At 60.6% G+C, this 15,692-nt stretch carries 15 protein-coding genes and 1 tRNA gene; 7 read left to right on the top strand and 9 right to left on the bottom strand.

Annotated features, from left to right (window positions below; translation table 11 throughout):
• The first annotated feature begins 184 nt into the window (after positions 1–184).
• The 4 genes from MJ639_RS01780 (at position 185) to MJ639_RS01765 (ending at position 2,718) form a co-directional block, all read left to right on the top strand.
• Entirely contained in the window at positions 185–703 is a 519-nt protein-coding gene (locus MJ639_RS01780) for an RNA polymerase sigma factor (protein ID WP_243368194.1), read from the top strand.
• 32 nt (positions 704–735) lie between these two features.
• On the top strand, positions 736–1,467 hold the full coding sequence (locus MJ639_RS01775; protein WP_243368192.1) for an anti-sigma factor family protein: 732 nt from the start codon (positions 736–738) through the stop codon (positions 1,465–1,467).
• A 94-nt stretch (positions 1,468–1,561) separates the two neighbouring features.
• Complete coding sequence (locus MJ639_RS01770) at positions 1,562–1,921, top strand: DUF1236 domain-containing protein (protein WP_243368190.1); 360 nt, start codon at positions 1,562–1,564, stop codon at positions 1,919–1,921.
• A gap of 38 nt (positions 1,922–1,959) precedes the next feature.
• On the top strand, positions 1,960–2,718 hold the full coding sequence (locus tag MJ639_RS01765) for a LuxR C-terminal-related transcriptional regulator (protein WP_243368188.1): 759 nt from the start codon (positions 1,960–1,962) through the stop codon (positions 2,716–2,718).
• Between the two features lie 16 nt (positions 2,719–2,734).
• On the opposite strand, the gene MJ639_RS01760 is transcribed toward MJ639_RS01765, so the two are convergent.
• The 4 genes from MJ639_RS01760 to queA form a co-directional block, all read right to left on the bottom strand.
• A complete protein-coding gene (locus MJ639_RS01760; protein ID WP_243368186.1) occupies positions 2,735–5,602 on the bottom strand; it encodes a sensor domain-containing protein in 2,868 nt (955 codons plus the stop codon).
• Positions 5,603–5,877: 275 nt separating this feature from the next.
• Positions 5,878–5,953: transfer RNA gene (locus MJ639_RS01755), tRNA-Lys, on the bottom strand.
• Between the two features lie 128 nt (positions 5,954–6,081).
• On the bottom strand, positions 6,082–7,263 hold the full coding sequence (tgt, locus tag MJ639_RS01750; protein ID WP_243368184.1) for a tRNA guanosine(34) transglycosylase Tgt: 1,182 nt from the start codon (positions 7,261–7,263) through the stop codon (positions 6,082–6,084).
• Between the two features lie 58 nt (positions 7,264–7,321).
• Positions 7,322–8,398 (bottom strand): tRNA preQ1(34) S-adenosylmethionine ribosyltransferase-isomerase QueA, encoded by a 1,077-nt coding sequence (gene queA / locus MJ639_RS01745; protein WP_243368181.1) that lies wholly within the window; start codon positions 8,396–8,398, stop codon positions 7,322–7,324.
• A gap of 180 nt (positions 8,399–8,578) precedes the next feature.
• On the opposite strand from queA, the gene MJ639_RS01740 reads away from it, so the two are divergent.
• A complete protein-coding gene (locus MJ639_RS01740) occupies positions 8,579–9,037 on the top strand; it encodes a hypothetical protein (RefSeq protein ID WP_243368179.1) in 459 nt (152 codons plus the stop codon).
• Between the two features lie 65 nt (positions 9,038–9,102).
• On the opposite strand, the gene MJ639_RS01735 is transcribed toward MJ639_RS01740, so the two are convergent.
• Genes MJ639_RS01735 through coaD form a run of 4 tightly spaced genes read right to left on the bottom strand, consistent with a single transcriptional unit; the run spans position 9,103 to position 11,210 of the window.
• Positions 9,103–9,570, bottom strand: coding sequence for a peptidylprolyl isomerase (locus MJ639_RS01735; protein WP_243368177.1), 468 nt, complete (start codon positions 9,568–9,570; stop codon positions 9,103–9,105).
• A gap of 49 nt (positions 9,571–9,619) precedes the next feature.
• Entirely contained in the window at positions 9,620–10,126 is a 507-nt protein-coding gene (locus tag MJ639_RS01730; RefSeq protein ID WP_243368174.1) for a hypothetical protein, read from the bottom strand.
• 4 nt (positions 10,127–10,130) lie between these two features.
• Positions 10,131–10,679 (bottom strand): peptidylprolyl isomerase, encoded by a 549-nt coding sequence (locus tag MJ639_RS01725; protein ID WP_243368172.1) that lies wholly within the window; start codon positions 10,677–10,679, stop codon positions 10,131–10,133.
• Between the two features lie 30 nt (positions 10,680–10,709).
• Entirely contained in the window at positions 10,710–11,210 is a 501-nt protein-coding gene (gene coaD, locus MJ639_RS01720; RefSeq protein ID WP_243368169.1) for a pantetheine-phosphate adenylyltransferase, read from the bottom strand.
• Positions 11,211–11,296: 86 nt separating this feature from the next.
• Between coaD and MJ639_RS01715 the strand changes: the two genes are divergently transcribed.
• Positions 11,297–11,854: a hypothetical protein gene (locus tag MJ639_RS01715; protein WP_243368167.1), complete on the top strand. Its 558-nt coding sequence runs from the start codon at positions 11,297–11,299 to the stop codon at positions 11,852–11,854.
• Positions 11,855–12,095: 241 nt separating this feature from the next.
• The gene (locus tag MJ639_RS01710; protein ID WP_243368165.1) at positions 12,096–12,677 is read left to right on the top strand and encodes a hypothetical protein; all 582 of its coding nucleotides are present in this window, start codon (positions 12,096–12,098) and stop codon (positions 12,675–12,677) included.
• Between the two features lie 87 nt (positions 12,678–12,764).
• Here MJ639_RS01710 and gyrA read toward each other — a convergent pair whose 3' ends face one another.
• Positions 12,765–15,446 carry a DNA gyrase subunit A gene (gene gyrA / locus MJ639_RS01705; RefSeq protein ID WP_243369003.1) on the bottom strand — a complete coding sequence of 894 codons (2,682 nt, stop codon included), beginning with the start codon at positions 15,444–15,446 and terminating at the stop codon, positions 12,765–12,767.
• Positions 15,447–15,692: the final 246 nt, after the last annotated feature.

The following is a 15,692-nucleotide window of genomic DNA, read 5'->3' as shown; positions in this document are numbered from 1 at the left end:
TCTGTTGCAATCCCCTCGGCCCGAGGGCCGAAACTTTGCTTGTTTTCAGCGCATCGGAACCGAACCCTGCGGCAAAGCCGACATGGATCATCCCCTATAACGATGCAGAAGCGATTTCTTTCCCGAAAGATTCAATGAAAGTCGTGAGGTCGAGCGGGAATAAAGTGGGACGAGATCCGTTTTCATGAACAAAGGGCAACGCGGAGCAGCAATGCCAGTGGCCATCGGACAGGAACTCGTGGCGCTTCTGCCACGACTGAGGCGCTTCGCCTTGGTGCTCTGCCGTTCGCCATCCTTGGCTGACGATCTCGTGCAGAATGCATGTGAACGGGCGCTTGCCCACGCCGATAGTTGGACGCCGGGGACGCGCTTCGATGCATGGGTTTTCCGGATCCTCCGCAACAGCTGGATCGATCACCTCAGGCGATCGAAAACCGAGGGAATGAGCGAGGACATAACCGTGCAGGCGGAAATCATCGGCGATCCCGGCGAAGAGCCGATCCTGAACAAGCTGCTGCTGGCCGAGGTTCAGCAGGTTATCGATGCATTGCCTGAGGAGCAGCGCGAGGTGCTTCTGCTCGTCTGTATCGAGGATCTGGCCTACCGGGAAGCAGCGGAGATTCTAGGTGTTCCCATCGGTACGGTGATGAGCCGTCTCGCACGAGCCCGCAAGCGGCTCGTCGAGATGACGGCCGCCGCCTGACGATGTCCGGAACCGATAGCGGGGTGATGCCGATGGCACAGCTACATTTCAGCGATGAGATTCTGATGGCCTTCGCGGACGGCGAACTCGACGAGGCAGTCTCCGCTTCGGTCGAACAGGCCATGGCAGTCGATCCCATGATCGCAAGGCGGATTTCCGAGTTCCTTCGCAGCCGACGCCTTGCCCGTTCCGCCTATTCGGCACAGGCAGCATTCGATGTCCCTCCCCAACTGCTGGCCGCCGTCCAAGCCCAAGTCGATCGCTTCGACGCCGAACGGAAGCACACCTCACCCACGGCCCGAAAATGGAACTTCGGCTTGGCGCTTGCTGCCAGTCTTGCCGCACTCGCTATCGGAACGGGCGGTTATTTCGTGGGGCGGGAAGCTCACCAATCGCCGCCTCACGATGCGATGGCATACCTTTCCGCTCCGGAGGTGAATAGCGCCCTCAATGAAACCCTTTCAGGACAAGAGCGCGATCTGCCCTTCGGAAAGTTTCGCGCGATATCGACATTCCGCACGGCTGACGGCGCGCTCTGCCGGGAATTCAAGCTTCAGACGCCGCAGGGAGCATCCGATACGGTCGCATGCCACTCATCGGGCTGGAAAATCGCATTCGCCGTCGCAGCCGCGGAAAGCGGCGCCTATGTTCCAAGCGACGGGGCGGACCTGATGGCGAACTACCTTCAAAGCGCCGGCGCGGGCGAGCCTCTCCTCGGAACCGATGAAACCGAAGCGCTGAACGAAAGCCTGCGCCAGCACTGACATTCGCCGCATCCGCAGAGAAAAAAATTTCAGCCCACTGGAATAAACAGGCCCGCCATCCGTTCTGCAATCTGACAGGCGAAGGCGTTCCACGATGCGGATACTACTGATCCTGATGTTCATTGGGTTCTCACTGGGAGCTATGGCGACCCTTGCGACGCCGGACGAAACGACGGATCGTCCGACCGGACGGGCAATTTATGCTGAAGCCGGAACCCTCAGCGGGGCGGTGTCGGCGGTCAGAAAGATCAGGTCTCATCTGTCTGCCAGCGGAAGCCAATCAAAGCCTGCGGAGGCTCAGGAGCAGATCCGTCTCAAGCCTGGCGATCGCCTTCCCGAAGGAACGACATTCCACGAGATCCCACGGCACGAATCCTATCGCTATGCCATCGTTCGAGGGCATCGGGTCATCGTCGACGCGGCATCTCATCAGATCATTTACATTCTTCGCTGAATGGATCAGCGCTTTTCATTGAGAACCGAAAGATTGCCATGTCATCTCTTCACGTTCTTCAAGGACAGAAGCCACCAACGGGCGTCACCGGATCACCTCTGATCCAGGTTCATATCTACGCAGCTCCCTTGCTCCGCATGGGAGTGGAAGAACTTCTTGACGATACGCGCTTCGCCGTAATCGACGCCTCCTTTGAAAGCGCCTCCGAGTTCTCGCTTCAGGGAGAGACCTCACCGGACCTTTTCATTCTGGATGTGAAATACAGTCGGGATGGCACGTTTGAATTCATCGCAAACTTGAAAAGTCGGCATCCCGAAGCTCGGGTGATCGTTCTTGCCGATCAGTTCGACTTCAATGCTGTCCTGGCATCCCGGCAGGCCGGCGCCGACGGCTTTTGCCTGACGTCCAGCAGCCCTGGCGTCCTGATCAACTCTATTGAGCTCGTCATGCTTGGCGAAGCCGTCGTGCCGTCAGAAATGATCCAGCTGATCACGAGAGAGGGTGCGCACAATCTGGCATGGCCTTCGGGGAGTTTTGAGAAACCGGCCTGCAACTCTCCCTGCAGGCCCCTGTCGAGCCGCGAGCTTGAGGTGCTGCACTGGCTGAAGGAAGGCGCGCCCAACAAGATCATTGCCCGTCGCCTCAACATGGCCGAGGCGACGGTGAAGGTTCACGTCAAGAAGATCCTCAAGAAGATCGGCGTCTCCAATCGCGCTCAAGCGGCGATCTGGGCAGCAAACAACCTTGCCTCTCCTGAAACGGACAAGGCCCCGTCACCTGAGGCGGGTCAGGCCTGATGTAATCCGGTTCTGATTACTCGGGCTTGTTCCAGGCATTGAGCCATGGCGCGACCTCGGATGCGGCCATCGGGGTGGCATAGAAATATCCCTGAGCGCTGTGACATCCCAATTCCTGCAATCGCTGCACCTGCCCCTCCGTCTCGACACCCTCGGCCGTCACCTGAAGCCCCAAGCTGTTGCCGAGGCCGATGACAGCAGCGACGATGGCCGCATCGTCCTCATCGAGCTCAAGGTCAGCCACGAAGCTGTGGTCGATCTTGATATGATCCACGGGATATCGCTTCAGATGAGTGAGCGACGCGTAACCGGTGCCGAAATCGTCGAGGGCAATCTGCACGCCGTGCCGGTGGAACTTCTCAAGCGTATCGGACACCAGCCCCGAACGTCCATCAAGAAGCACCTTCTCGGTCACCTCGATCTCGAAATGCTTCGTGGGAACCTTCACGAGACCGAGGATGCGAAGGATCTCGTCGGCCAGATCCGGTTGGTTAAACTCCACGGACGAGAGATTGAAGGCGATGCGGCCGAAGTCGATGCCCGCGTCGAGCCATCGGCGCATATCCGACGCGATCTTGCCGACGAGTCTCTTGCCCACGGCTGAAGCCAGTTCCGGATTGTCGAAGACAGCGCCAAAGGCGTTGGGAGTGAGAATGCCTTTCTCCGAGTGATGCCATCGGGCAAGGGCTTCCAAGCCAACGATCCTTCCAGTCGAGAGACAGACCTTCGGCTGGTAGAAGGGCATCATCTGATTGCGGGAAATCGCATCCCGAATGTCCCTGCCCAAGGCCAGCCTTTGTTCGGTCACGGCCCGCATCTCGGGCGAATACGTCATCACCCGGTTCCGGCCCTCGGCTTTTGCCCGGTAGAGAGCAATGTCGGCATCCTTCATGAGCTCAGCCGGGGCGAGGTCATGATCAGGATAGGCTGCAATGCCGACGCTGGCGCGGCTCACAAGCGTCCTTCCGCCATACGCGAATGGCAGGCGCAGGGTCTTGATCAGGTTTTCTGCGAACTTCGCGGCGTGACTCAAGGTCAATGGCTCGACGAGAAGAACGGCGAATTCATCGCCGCCGAGTCTGGCCACGGTATCCGCATCGCGGAGCATCGCAGATAGGCGGTTTGCAGTCTCCTGCAGCAGCGCATCGCCGGCATCATGGCCCAGGGTGTCGTTGACATCCTTGAAGTCATCGAGATCGATCAGGAGAAGGCTGACACTCGTGCCTTTCGCCGTAGCCTCGCTCAACGCCTTCTCGAGGCAGCGTTGGAACAAGACGCGATTTGGCAAGCCGGTAAGCGCATCGTGGTTTGCCGTGCGCCAGACCTCTTCTTCCGCCGCCTTGCGATCGGTGATGTCGAATGTGACGCCCACGACGCGATTGGGGCCGGCCCATTCTCCGCGGGATGCCAGCCAGAGCATGTTTCCATCAGGCAACCGGTACTGAAACTCCATGGTATCGGAGCCTGTCCTGTTGATCCTGTTGATGAAGCGCTCTCGACCGACCCGAGCTTCGACAGGCACCCTCTCCAGGAACTCGGACAACTGTCCCGAGCCGATACCCAGAAGCTCTAACGAATTTTCGGACCGCGTCACGTGATCGGTTTCGAGATCGTGCTCCCAGGCGATCATGCGGCCCGCCTGCATGGCCAGCCGCAACCTCTCCTCGGTGGCTCGCAATGCATCTTCTGAAACCTTGCGTTCCGTCACGTCCCGGATCGTTCCGATCTTGCGAATAGGCTGCCCGTTCTCGTCGAGGACAATTCTGGCATGAGAGGAGATCCACCGGACCTCTCCCGTATCCGCACGAATGATGCGAAATGTGCCACGATAGCTGGGTCCCTTGCCAGGCACGTCGACGAAGAGCTTGTTGTCATAGGTGACAAGATCGTCGGGATGGATCCGCGCCATGAATGTTTCGAGCAGCGCCGGAGTATCGGGATGCAATCCCAGTATTTCCCGTGTCTCGCCCGTCCATTCCAGGGAGCCCGTGATCAGATCCGCATCCCAGATCCCCAAGGACGTCGTTTCGGCCGCCAAGCGCAACCGCTCCTCGCCAATCCTCAGAGCTTCCTGAGCCTGCTTTTGCTCATGGATGTCGGAGATGGTTCCCACCCATTCACGGATGGAGCCGTCCTTGCATTTCATCGGCATGGCCCGCGACAGGACCCAGCGATACTCGCCATCCTTATGCATGACCCGAAATTCGGTTTCAGCTGGTTTTCCGGAATCCAGTGCCTTCTGCCAGACCCGCGTCAAAGCCTCTCGATCGTCGGGGTGAACCGCATCAAGCCAACCATGCCCCTCGTAGAGATCGGGCTCCTGACCGGAAAACTCCTCCCAACCCCATCCTCTGAGAATCGAACCATCGGGCCCAGCGCGCCAGACCATCGCGGTCGTGGCTTCCACAAGCGCACGATAGCGCTCCTCGCTTTCCGCCAAAGCCTGTTCGGCTTTCTTCCAATCATGAATGTCGGTGTAAGTCCCGATCCAACGCTCCAGTTGGCCCTCTGCACCATAAATCGGGTTCGCCCGGCCAAGCACCCATCGATACTCGCCCGAATGATGACGCAGGCGATGCTCGATCTCGCACTCGGATCCCGCTTCCAATGCTTTCTGCCACACATCCAGAACAGCAGCCCGATCCTCCGGATGAACGAGATCGATCCACGCATTCTCATGAACAGTATCTGGAGAAAGGCCCGTAAACTCGTACCATCGATGGTTTTGATAATCGTTGTAGCCATCGGCGCGAGCCGACCAGACCATATGGGGCAGAGCTTCGATGTCGCTCTGATGCGCCTTCTCAATCGCGCAAGCCTCTTTCCCTAAGAGCGCATCCTGAGCCACTGTAATATAATTACTATTGATTACGGTTTTCGACATGGTGGAAAGCAGAAAAAGGCAATATTGTTCTTGTACTGAACAACGATAACTTTCGGCGATAAAGAAAACCTGAAGCACAGGCAACTGAGCAAGACTGTGACATGGCCTTGCGGAAGGCCAAAGGCTCAGATCCATGATGATTTAGTAGTATTGGGCCCAAGACCTGCGTCGGTCCTGGCTTATCGATTTGCCTTCCCGGATTGGTCAGGCGCCTGAGGATGTGATCAGGAAAAGCAACTCAAAGGACAGATGCCGGTGGCCCTTTGAGAAAGAGGTGGTGAGCGCGCTGGGACTCGAACCCAGGACCCTCTGATTAAAAGTCAGATGCTCTACCGGCTGAGCTACGCGCTCTCGAGAGGTGAGCCCGAAATAGGGGCTCTTAGGCGGTGGGTCAATCGAAAAGCCCGGCTTCGGATCCGAAATCCTCAATTCGGGCCCTCACGGCGTGGGTTTTCCACGGATCGGGAAGGAAGCGAGCCTCAGCCCTCGGCGGGCATGGCGATGTTGTCGGCGTGGTGGCCGATCTCGGCCTTGCCGTCCCGCTCACCCCTGGCCCAGCCTTCCTTGACCTCGCCGATATGATCCTCAAGGCGCCCCTCGGCGATGGCCTTGCGAAGGCCGGCCATCAGTTCCTGGTAATAGGCCAGGTTGTTCCAGGTGAGCAGCATCATGCCGAGAATTTCGTTCGAGCGAACGAGATGATGGAGATAGGCACGGCTATAGGTGTTCGAGGCCGTACATTTCGAGCTTTCGTCCAGAGGGCGCGTATCCTCTGCGAAGCGGGCATTGCGCAGGTTCATGCGGCCGTGGCGGGTGAAGACCTGGCCGTGACGTCCGGCGCGAGTGGGCATCACGCAGTCGAACATGTCCACGCCCCGGCGCACCGCCTCCACGATGTCGTCCGGCGTACCGACACCCATGAGGTAGCGCGGCTTCTCCTTGGGCATGTGCGGCTCGACCGTCTCGATCATGCGCAGCATCACCTCCTGCGGCTCGCCTACGGCAAGGCCGCCGATGGCATAGCCCTTCAAATCCATGGCCGCGAGTTCCCGCGCGCTCTCGATGCGAAGGCGTTCCACCGCGCCGCCCTGCACGATGCCGAACATTGCCTTGCCTGGCTGCTCACCGAAGGCAATGCGGCAGCGCTCCGCCCAACGCAAGGAAAGGCGCATGGCGCGCTCAGCCTCTTCATCGGAGCACGGCAAGCGCACGCATTCATCGAGTTGCATCTGAATGTCGGAGCCGAGGAGCCCCTGGATCTCGATGGAGCGTTCCGGCGACATGAAATGCTTCGAGCCGTCGATATGCGATTGGAACGTGACGCCGGACTCGTCAACCTTGCGCAGGGCTGCGAGCGACATGACCTGGAAGCCACCGGAATCGGTGAGGATCGGATAGGGCCAGTTCATGAACTGGTGCAGGCCGCCCAGGCGTGCCACCCGCTCCGCGCCAGGACGCAGCATGAGATGATAGGTGTTGCCGAGCACCACATCGGCACCGAGCGCCTTCACCTGATCGGGATACATGGCCTTCACCGTGGCTGCCGTCCCCACCGGCATGAACGCCGGCGTGCGGATGACACCGCGCGGCATCCGGATCTCGCCGGTACGCGCCGTTCCGTCGGTCTTGGTCACGGTGAAGCTGAACTGATCGGTGGTCATTCGGTCCTCTTGGGATCGGCTTTAAGCCCTTGCGGGCATGAAGAACTGAAATGGAGCCTCAGCGCCGAAAGAGCAAACTCGCATCGCCGTAGGAATAGAAGCGATAGCCAGTCTCGATGGCATGGGCATAAGCCGCGCGCATGCGCTCCAGCCCAGCAAAGGCGGAAACGAGCATGAACAACGTCGAACGCGGCAGGTGGAAATTGGTCATGAGCACATCCACCGCCTTGAAGCGGTAGCCGGGCGTGATGAAGATCGCAGTGTCGCCGGAGAAAGGCGCGATGGTGCCGTCGTCGCGGGCGGCGCTCTCCAGCAGGCGCAGCGATGTGGTGCCGACCGCCACGATCCGCCCTCCCCGCTCTCGCGCCTCGTTGAGCGTCCGCGCGGTCTCCTCGGTGATCGTGCCCCATTCCGCGTGCATGCGGTGCTCATCCGTATCGTCAGCTTTCACGGGAAGAAACGTGCCCGCGCCCACATGCAGCGTCACGAAATGGCGTGTGATGCCACGCTCATCGAGACGACGGAAAAGCTCGTCGGTAAAATGCAGGCCGGCAGTAGGTGCAGCAACCGCGCCTTCATCCTTGGCATAAACCGTCTGATAGTCGGTCCTGTCTTTCTCGTCCGTTGCACGCTTGCCAGCGATGTAAGGCGGCAAGGGAAGTTCGCCGAGACGGGCAATGGCTTCATCGAGAAATGGGCCGGAGAAGGAAAAGCGAAGCGCCACATCGCCGCCCTCGCCCTTCTCGATCACCTCCGCATCGAGACGTACGAGTTCGCAGGCCGTGCTTTCGGCTTCCTCACCGAAGCGGATGCGGTCGCCCACATTGAGCTTCTTCGCCGGACGCGCAAAGGCGCGCCAGCGATCTGCCCCCTCGCGCTTGTGCAGCATGATCTCGACGCGTGCTGCCGTCTCCTCGCGCACGCGCAGACCATAGAGCCGGGATGGAATGACCTTAGTGTCGTTGAGCACCAGTACATCGCCCGGCTGCAGCAGGTCAGGCAGGTCACGAACAACGCTGTCCTCGAACCCGCTTTCCGCCTCAACGATCAGCATGCGCGCGGAATCACGCGGCTCCACCGGACGGAGCGCGATGTTCTGCTCGGGCAGATCGAAATCGAAGAGGTCGACGCGCATGGAGACGTTTTCTGAGGACCGTGTTTCGGGGCGCCGGTTATCGGCCCGAAGACCGCTACCCGTCAATGGCTGCTATCCACCGGAGATCGGACGGTTATAGCCTTCTGCCCCTCGCGATTGCTTGCCGAGAGCCCTCAATGCCATGAAACATAGTTTCACAGAGAATCAAAGGAGCCTCTCATGGACAACGCCGACAACAAATCACAAGCAAAGCCGAATCCTCTCCGCGGCCTATGGCCCGATGTGACCACCGAGAAGGGCCAAAGCGAAGCCATCAAGGCCGGTGCCGTCGCCCTAGCCTATATCGCCGTCTCCTATGCCATCGTCATCGGCGTCATGCTGTCGAACGGCCGGGATCTGATGGGAGTCTTGGACGGGGCTGATTTCGCGATCGCTCTTGGCCTCAATGTCGTGGCCATCGTGGTCGCGAGCACGATGGCTTGGCTTCTCTACAAGCGCCAGAACCTCATCATCGCCTGCATCGGCCTCGCCTGGATCGTCCTCGAAGTCGGCATGAAGCTCGCATCTGCCCCCGGTCGCGGTATCGTCATCGCGATCCTCGCCCTGCTCTTCAGCATCAACGGCGTACGTGGCGCGCTGGCTGCCAAGAAGGCTTCGCAGGTGCCCGCTCAGGCCTGATCCTTCCAATAAAAAACCTCCCGCCAACGGCGGGAGGTTCTGAGATTTAGCGAAGCTGTCGCTCTTTAAGCCACGTCGGCGGCGACTTTCATGGACACGATACGATCCGGATCCTTCACAGGCTCGCCGCGCTTGATCTTGTCCACGTTCTCCATGCCTTCCGTCACCTTGCCCCACACGGTGTACTGCTTATCGAGGAAGCGGGCATCGTCGAAGCAGATGAAGAACTGCGAGTTGGCGGAATGCGGGAAGTTCGTGCGGGCCATCGAGACGGTGCCGCGCACATGGGGCTCGGCGTTGAACTCGGCCTTCAGGTCCGGCAGGTCGGAGCCGCCGGTTCCGGTGCCATGAGGGCAGCCGGTCTGGGCCATGAAGCCCTCGATCACCCGGTGGAACGCGATTCCATCATAGAAACCCTTGCGAGCCAGGGTCTTGATGCGCTCGACATGGCCGGGAGCCAGGTCGGGGCGCAGCTCGATGACCACGCGGCCCTTCGTGGTTTCCAGGATGAGTGTGTTTTCCGGATCTGCCATCTTTATCTCCTGAGGCGGCGTGTTCGGTGATGTTTCTTGCTCTGCCCAGTCACATAGGCTGAGAATCGACGAAACGGAAGACGAAGGGGCGTCCGGCGACGGCGCCTCCCAAGCCTTCCGTGAATGGAAGCGGCGTGCAACGCATGAAAGCGTCCCGCACGGAACGCGTGAAGGGCTCCCGCTGTTCAGGGATAGTGCCCGCCCTGTAATAGGTGATCCGGGGCTGCCCCAGGACCTCGCCGCTGCGCTTGAAGCTCAGACGGATCGTCAGTTCCTGACCGGAATAGCCGCTCCCGGACGGAGGCCGCCAGCAGGCTTGGACGGCCCGAAACACATCGCCGATCCTGTCGATGCGCCTGACCTCGGGAGCATCCTCCTGGGGGCGCACGATGCCGTTGAGGCTCTCAGGCAGGCTCGGCGGCGGCTCGTATTGCCTCTCTTCATCAAAATCGTCGAGGGGTGACAATCCTTGAGCGGCCAGCGGGGATGAGCCGGCCGCGAGAAGCAGAAGAATACTGAGAATCCGCTGCGCCTTTCGTGAGAGCCCCACAGGCATCGGATCACTTCGCGTCGGCGGCGAGCTGCATCTTCACGATCTTGTCGGGGTTCGAGACCATGCCGTTAGCAGCGGCATTCCCCTTCTTGATCTTGTCCACCACGTCCATGCCGGACACCACTTCGCCGAAGAGAGTGTACTGGCCGGTCAGCGGGCCGCAGCCATCGTAGCAGATGAAGAACTGGCTGTTGGCGGAATCAGGGCTCTGCGAGCGAGCCATGCCGACGGAGCCGCGCTTGTACTGGGTCTGTGTGAACTCGGCCGGGACGTTCGGCAGGCTGGACTTGCCCGTGCCGGTGCCGGTCGGATCGCCCGTTTGAGCCATGAAGCCGTCGATCACCCGGTGGAAGACCACGCCATTGTAGAAGCCCTGCTTCGTCAGCGCCTTGATCTGCTCGACATGCTTAGGGGCAAGGTCCGGGCGCAGGCGGATGGTGACGCGGCCGTCCTTGGTGTCGAGAAAGACTGTGTTCTGCGGATCATTGGCCTGCTGGGCAAAAGCCGGAACGAGGCCGGCCAGCACGAGCGCTGAGGCTGCGAGCAAACGCTTCATGGTCTTGGTTCTCCCTTGAGGATTGAAACTTTATGGCCGCTTGAATTGGGCCTGGAGGCGCTCGGCGACAAGGCCCGGCACGAAGGCCGAGACGTCGCCCCCCATGCTCGCGATCTGCCGGACGAGCGTGGCAGTAATCGGGCGAACCGGAGGCGAGGCCGCAAAGAAGACGGTCTGCACTTCAGGTGCCATGGTGGCATTCATTGACGACATCTGGATCTCGTAGTCGAAATCAGTGCCGTCCCGCAGGCCACGGACGATAAGGCTCGCCCCATGACGCCTTGCTGCATCCACCGCGAGATCGTTGAAGGTCACGACCTCCAGCTCCACGCCTTTGGCCTTGAGCATGGGACCGCATACGGCGCGCAGCATCTCTGCCCGCTCCTCCGGGGTGAAGACCGGAGCCTTCGAGGAATGGACCCCGATCGCCACGACGATCCTGTCGGCCACGCTGCACGCCTGACGCAGAACGTCCAGATGGCCGTTGGTGACGGGATCGAAGCTGCCGGTATAGAGCGCGGTTCGTGTCATGGGCCAAGGTTATAAATGAGACTATCGATCCCGCAATGGGTTCGCTATACGGAAGCGCTACATCATTTCAGACTGGGGATACCGTCATGATCCTTGCCGCACGCCGCTTTGCCCTAGCCGTCCTTGCCATGTTTGCCCTCACCACGACTGCTCCAGCACAAACGGTGACGACCTATGGCCTGAAGGTTCCGTCCAGTCTGATGGGCATGCGCTATTCCACGGCATGGCAGATCCCAGGGCCGGGCGGCAAGCAGGTTCTCGTGGTCGGGTATGACGGCGGGAAGAGCGAGGCTGTGGTGATGATCTACGCCAGCGGCACGGCATCTCAGCCTGCGAGCGAACAGGATCTGGCCAAGGCTCGCGAGGCTTTCATCGAGATCATGGACGAGAAGAACAATTCCGCCATGAATCCCAAGCTGGTGCGGGAGAGCGTCGCGAAGGCTCCCGAACTTCCGGTTCCCCTTCTCGCATCCGCTCACATCACCACGGAATATGCTGGCGAGAAGAACGACCTCCATTATTTCGTCACCGCGATCCAGGACCGGCTCGTCGGCGTGCGGGTCAAGGCTCCGGCTGGTCCCAAGACCGAGGAAGAAGCCCGGGCTTTCGCCATCCAGGCTGGCCTTGCCCTGAAGAATATGTAGCGGTGCGGTAGCGCACGGCCACGGTCGAAGCGTGGACCTATAACCTCCTCACCAACGGTAAGGAGACATTCCATGCTGGCTCGTATCGCAATCGTCGTGATCACTGCAATCGCCGTTCTGACCCCGGCCGCCATCTCGAGCGCCTACGTCGTTCTCGGCTAAGGCGCTCTAAAGGATTAGACGGCAGGGACTCCCACTCACAGCGGAGTTACGTTACTCTGTGCGGGAAATGGGGGTTTCGATGTCTCGTCTCTTGCGCCTTTTGGGCTCATGGAGTTTCTCTCTCGGTCTCATTCTAGTCCCAGCCTTCACATCCCAGGCTGTGGCCGATCCGGTACGCAGCCCGATTCCGGCGCAGGTAACGCAGGTCGACGGATACCCCTTCCCTAGCAAAATTGCTGGCCTGGCCCGTGGCCAGAAGGTGGATTACAACGTCCCTGGCCTTGGCTTCAGTGTCCGCTATGAAATGCCAGGCGAGAGCTGGGCCGACATTTACATCTACGATCTCGGACAGGACCTCGCATCGGAGGATCCCCGCCAGCTCGCGGCTGAGCAACGAGATTCCGCTCTCAGCGACATCAAGGCTCACGTCTCCAACGGGACCTACCAAGAAGCAAAGGTCGTCACCAAGGCGGATACCGCTTCATATGCCAAGGCTCATCTGAGCATTACGCAGAAGAACACGACACGGGATTCCTTCGTCTTCGTTACGGTGGCCAAAAAGAATTTCGTGAAAATCCGCTACACGACCTCCGCGAAGAATGCGGATCGGATCGCTGAGCAATTCGCGTCCGAATACGTGCGGCAGTTGGGCCAGCGATAAGACTTTCACTGCGTTTTATCTTTGCAAGGAAAAGGGCGCCGCGAGGCGCCCTTTCAGTTTTGTTGGATGGAAGATGGAGGCGAAGTTTTATTCCTCGCCGCCCTCGGCAGCATCATCGATGCCTTCGGCATCTTCGCCGTCCTCACCCTCGATGTGCTCCACCGAAACCACCTTCTCCTTGTCCTTGGTGGAGAAGACGGTGACGCCCTGCGAGTTGCGGCCCACAACGCGGATGCCTTCCACCGGCACGCGGATCAGCTGGCCGCCATCGGTGACGAGCATGATCTGGTCGGAGTTCTCGACCGGGAACGAGGCCACGAGCTTGCCGTTGCGGTTGTTGACCGCCATGGCCGTGATGCCTTTGCCGCCGCGTCCGGTGATGCGGTACTCGTAGGACAGCGTGCGCTTGCCGTAGCCCTTCTCAGACAGCGTCAGGATGCACTGCTCCAGCGCGCTCATCTCGGCATAGCGCTCCTGCGAGAGCGAGAAGTTGCCGTTCTCGGTCTCCTCCGCATCGTCGCTGCCATTCGCTTCGGCATCGGACGACTGCTCGCCCATGACGGCGCGGCGCATCTTGAGGTAGGCGGCGCGCTCTTCGCCCGTCGCCTCCACGTGGCGCAGGATCGCCATGGAGATGATGTCGTCGCCCTCGGCCAGGTTGATGCCGCGCACGCCCATGGAGTCGCGGCCCTTGAACACGCGCACATCCGTCACGGGGAAGCGTATGCACTGGCCGTTGGCCGTGGTGAGCAGCACGTCGTCGTGCTCGGAGCAGATCTGCACGTCGATGATGCTGTCGCCTTCATCGAGCTTCATGGCGATCTTGCCGCCGCGATTGACCTGCACGAAGTCCGACAGCTTGTTGCGGCGAACCGTGCCGCGCGACGTCGCGAACATCACGTCCAGCTTATCCCAGGACGCCTCGTCCTCGGGCAGCGGCATGATGGCGTTGATGCGCTCGCCCTGAGAGAGCGGGAGCATGTTCACCAGTGCCTTGCCCTTGGCGTTCGGAGCAGCGAGCGGCAGGCGCCACACCTTCTCCTTGTAGGCCTGGCCTTCGGACGAGAAGAAGATCACCGGCGTATGGGTGTTCGCCACGAAGAGACGGGTGACGAAATCCTCGTCCCTCGTCGTCATGGCGGAACGGCCCTTGCCGCCGCGGCGCTGCGCCCGATAGGTCGAGAGCGGCACGCGCTTGATGTAGCCGGCGTGAGAAACCGTGACGACCATATCCTCGCGGGCGATGAGATCCTCATCGTCCAGGTCCGAATCCCAATCCACGATCTGCGTCTTGCGCGGCGTGGCATAGGCGGTGCGGATCTCGGCGAGCTCGTCCTTGATGATGGACATGATGCGGGCGCGCGAACGCAGGATCTCGAGATAATCCGAGATCTCGGCTGCGAGCTTCGACAGCTCGTCGCCGATTTCGTCGCGACCGAGAGCGGTCAGGCGCTGCAGGCGCAGATCGAGGATCGCGCGGGCCTGCGTCTCTGACAGACGATAGGTGCCGTCATCGTTGATCTTGTGACGCGGATCGTCCACCAGCGCGATCAGCGGCGCGATGTCCTTCGCTGGCCAGTCGCGGCCCATGAGGGCTTCGCGTGCGGTGTTCGGATCGGGCGACGTGCGGATGAGGCGGATGACCTCGTCGATGTTCGCCACCGCGATCGCCAGACCGCACAACACGTGGGCGCGCTCGCGCGCCTTGTTGAGCAGGTACTTGGTACGGCGGGAGACGACCTCCTCACGGAAGTCCACGAAGGCGCCGATCAGGTCCTTCAGCGTCATCTGCTCGGGACGGCCACCATTGAGGGCCACCATGTTGCAGCCGAAGCTCGTCTGCAGCGGCGTGTAGCGGTAGAGCTGGTTGAGCACCACGTCCGCCATGGCGTCGCGCTTGATCTCGACCACGATGCGCATGCCGTCGCGATCGGATTCATCGCGCAGGTCGGCAATGCCCTCGATCTTCTTCTCGCGCACGAGCTCGGCGATCTTCTCGATCAGCGACGCCTTGTTCACCTGATACGGGATCTCGGTGAAGATCAGCGCCTCGCGATCCTTGCGAATCTCCTCGACCTCGGACTTGGCGCGCATGACCACGGAGCCGCGGCCCGTGGTGTAGGCAGATTTCGCGCCAGAGCGGCCGAGGATCAGAGCGCCCGTCGGGAAATCCGGACCGGGAATGATCTCGATCAGCTCTTCGGCGGAGATGCCGGGATTGTCGATATAGGCCAGGCAGCCGTCGATGACCTCGCCCAGATTGTGGGGAGGCATGTTGGTGGCCATGCCGACCGCGATGCCGCCGGCGCCGTTGACGAGGAGGTTCGGGAAGCGCGCAGGCAGAACCGACGGCTCGTCCTTCGACTCGTCGTAGTTAGGCGTGAAATCGACCGTGTCCTTGTCGATATCGTCGAGCAGCGGCATCGCCGCCTTGGCGAGGCGGGACTCGGTGTAGCGCATCGCCGCCGGGGGATCGCCGTCCACGGAGCCGAAGTTGCCCTGCCCGTCCACGAGCATGAGGCGCAGCGAGAAGTCCTGCGCCATACGCACCAAGGCGTCGTAAATCGCGCTGTCGCCGTGCGGGTGGTATTGACCCATCACGTCACCGACGATGCGGGCGGACTTCACGTATTTCTTGTCGGGCGTGTAGCCGTTCTCGTGCATCGAGTAGAGGATGCGGCGATGCACGGGCTTGAGGCCGTCGCGTGCGTCGGGGAGAGCGCGGCTCACGATCACGCTCATGGCGTAATCGAGATAAGAGCGCTTCATCTCGTCGACGATGGAAATCGGCTTGATGTCGCTGGCCGGTTGGTCCCCGCCGGGGCCGCCGGAGCGGATATCGTTCGGATCGGTCAAGTTTTGTCTTTCTTAAATCGGTCTGCCCCATCGCGAGATGGCGGCTCTTCATGCCGCTTTCTTCAAGCTGCCGGGCAGCCTCGCGAATCCAATTGAAATTCAGATCTTTAGATGGGCGAGAACCGCATGTTTTTCAAGGTTTTTCGCAGGTTATCCAGA

It is taken from the genome of Microvirga solisilvae (assembly GCF_022808595.1).
Lineage (GTDB): Bacteria > Pseudomonadota > Alphaproteobacteria > Rhizobiales > Beijerinckiaceae > Microvirga > Microvirga solisilvae.
This window is presented reverse-complemented; position numbering and strand designations above follow the sequence as displayed.